The organism is Mesorhizobium sp. M7A.F.Ca.US.005.03.2.1 (assembly GCF_003997795.1).
GTDB lineage: Bacteria > Pseudomonadota > Alphaproteobacteria > Rhizobiales > Rhizobiaceae > Mesorhizobium > Mesorhizobium ciceri.
This window is the reverse complement of sequence record NZ_RZRP01000918.1, coordinates 1-2,360: the sequence shown is the minus strand read 5'-3', so window position 1 is coordinate 2,360 and position 2,360 is coordinate 1. Positions and strand designations below refer to the sequence as shown.

General features: G+C 64.0%; 1 protein-coding gene. It reads right to left on the bottom strand.

Features of this window, described 5'->3' with window-relative positions:
* Positions 1–47: 47 nt before the first annotated feature.
* Positions 48–2,360 (bottom strand): NADP-dependent malic enzyme (locus tag EN991_RS32555; protein WP_164769539.1); only part of this gene is annotated, 2,313 nt, incomplete at its 5' end.

Here is a 2,360-nt window from a genome sequence, read left to right as displayed (position 1 = left end):
AGGCTACCGTGTTCGCGGTTAACTGCAGTTTACCGCGAAATCCGTGTTCAGCCCAGATTGACGACCGCTTGTGCCTTGTGGGCGGCTTCGACCACGGCAAGCGCCGTCATGTTGACGACGCCGCGCGAGGTGACAGACGGCGTCAATATATGCGCCGGCATGTCGGTGCCGAGCAGGATCGGCCCGACATGCAGCGCATCCGTCATGGTTCTGAGCGCCGTCAGCGTGATGTTGGCCGAATCGAGGTTGGGGAACACCAGCAAATTGGCTTCGCCCTTCAGTCTCGAATGGGGATAGACGCGCTGGCGCAGGTGCTCCGACAGAGCAGTGTCCGCATGCATCTCGCCATCGCATTCAAGGTCAGGCGCGATGCGCGCCAGGATCGCCGCTGCTTGCCGCATCTTCAGGGCGCTGGGCGAATCGCGCGAGCCGAAATCGGAATGCGACAAGAGTGCTGCCTTCGGCTCGATGCCGAAGCGCTGGATTTCTTCCGCCGCCAGCACCGTCATCTCGGCGATTTCTTCCGCCGTCGGGTCGACGGAGACGTGGGTGTCGGTCAGAAAGATGATGCCGCGCTGCGAGATCAGCATTGAAAGCGTCGACAGGTCGTGGTCCTTGATGCCGGCGCGGGGGCCGATGATCAAGGTGACGTTGCGCAGATGCCGCTCGAACCGACCTTCGAGGCCGCAGACCATGGCGTCGGCATCGCCGCGTTTCAGCGCAAGTGCTGCGATCACCGTGTTGTCGGTGCGCACCATGGTGCGCGCGGCCTCCGTCGTCACGCCACGCCGGCCGGCGAGTTCGATCAAAAGGTCGACATAGTGGCGGTAGCGCGGATCGTCTTCCGGGTTGATGAGGCCGAAATCGACCCCGGGCTTGATGCGCAGGCCGTAGCGCTTCAGGCGCACTTCGATGACGTGCGGGCGGCCGATCAGGATCGGCTCGGCGATGCCTTCCTCGAGCACCACCTGGGCAGCCCGCAGCACGCGCTCATCCTCGCCGTCGGCATAGATGACGCGCTTGGCGCTCGATGCCTTGGCGGACGAGAACACCGGCTTCATCACCAGGCCGGAGCGGAAGACGAAGCGGTTCAGCTTGTCGATATAGGCAGCAAAGTCGGTGATCGGCCGCGTCGCGACGCCGGTGTCGCAGGCTGCCTTGGCGACCGCGGGCGCTATGCGCAGGATCAGCCGCGGATCGAAGGGCGAAGGGATCAGGAATTCAGGGCCGAAGATCGGCGTCTCGCCGGAATAGGCGCGGGCCGCGACGTCCGAAGGTTCCTCGCGTGCGAGCGCTGCGATTGCCCGCACCGCCGCCATCTTCATCTCCTCATTGATGGCGCTGGCGCCGCAGTCGAGCGCACCGCGAAAAATGTAAGGAAAACACAGTACGTTATTGACCTGATTGGGAAAATCGGACCGGCCGGTGCAGATCATCGCATCCGGACGCGCTGCACGCGCTATTTCCGGCATGATCTCCGGATTGGGGTTGGCCAGCGCCAGGATCAGCGGCTTCGGCGCCATGTGCTGGAGCAGTTCCGGCTTCAGTACGCCTGCCGCCGACAGGCCGAGGAAGACGTCGGCGCCCGAAATGACGTCGGCCAGCGTGCGCGCCTCGGTGTCCTTCACATAGGGGTCTTTCCAGCGATCCATCTCATCGGTGCGGCCCTTGTAGGCGACGCCGAAACGGTCGGTGACCCAGATGTTTTCGACCTTGGCGCCGAGCGAGACCAGCAAGTTGAGGCAGGCAAGGGCGGCAGCCCCGGCGCCGGAGGTGACGATCTTGATGTCCGATATGGTCTTGCCGGCGAACTCCAGCCCGTTGAGCACGGCGGCAGCGACGATGATGGCTGTGCCGTGCTGGTCGTCGTGGAACACCGGTATGCCCATGCGGGCCTTCAGCTGTTCCTCGACCTCGAAGCATTCCGGCGCCTTGATGTCCTCGAGATTGATGCCGCCGAAAGTCGGCTCGAGGGCCGAGATCGTCTCGACCATGCGCTCGATAGCGGGCGCGTCGATCTCTATGTCGAAGACATCGATGCCGGCGAACTTCTTGAACAGGACGGCCTTGCCTTCCATGACCGGTTTGGAGGCCAGCGGGCCGATATTGCCGAGGCCGAGCACGGCCGATCCGTTTGTGACGACACCGACCAGATTGGCGCGTGCGGTGTAGTCGGCGGCGGTCGCCGGATCGTCGCGGATTTCCAGGCAGGGGGCGGCGACGCCGGGGGAATAGGCGAGCGCGAGGTCGCGCTGATTGCCGAGCGGCTTGGTCGCCTGTATCTCGAGCTTTCCCGGCCTTGGGTGCTTGTGGAAGTAGAGGGCGGCTTCGTCGAGGTCCGAACGTGCCGTCTTTTTGCT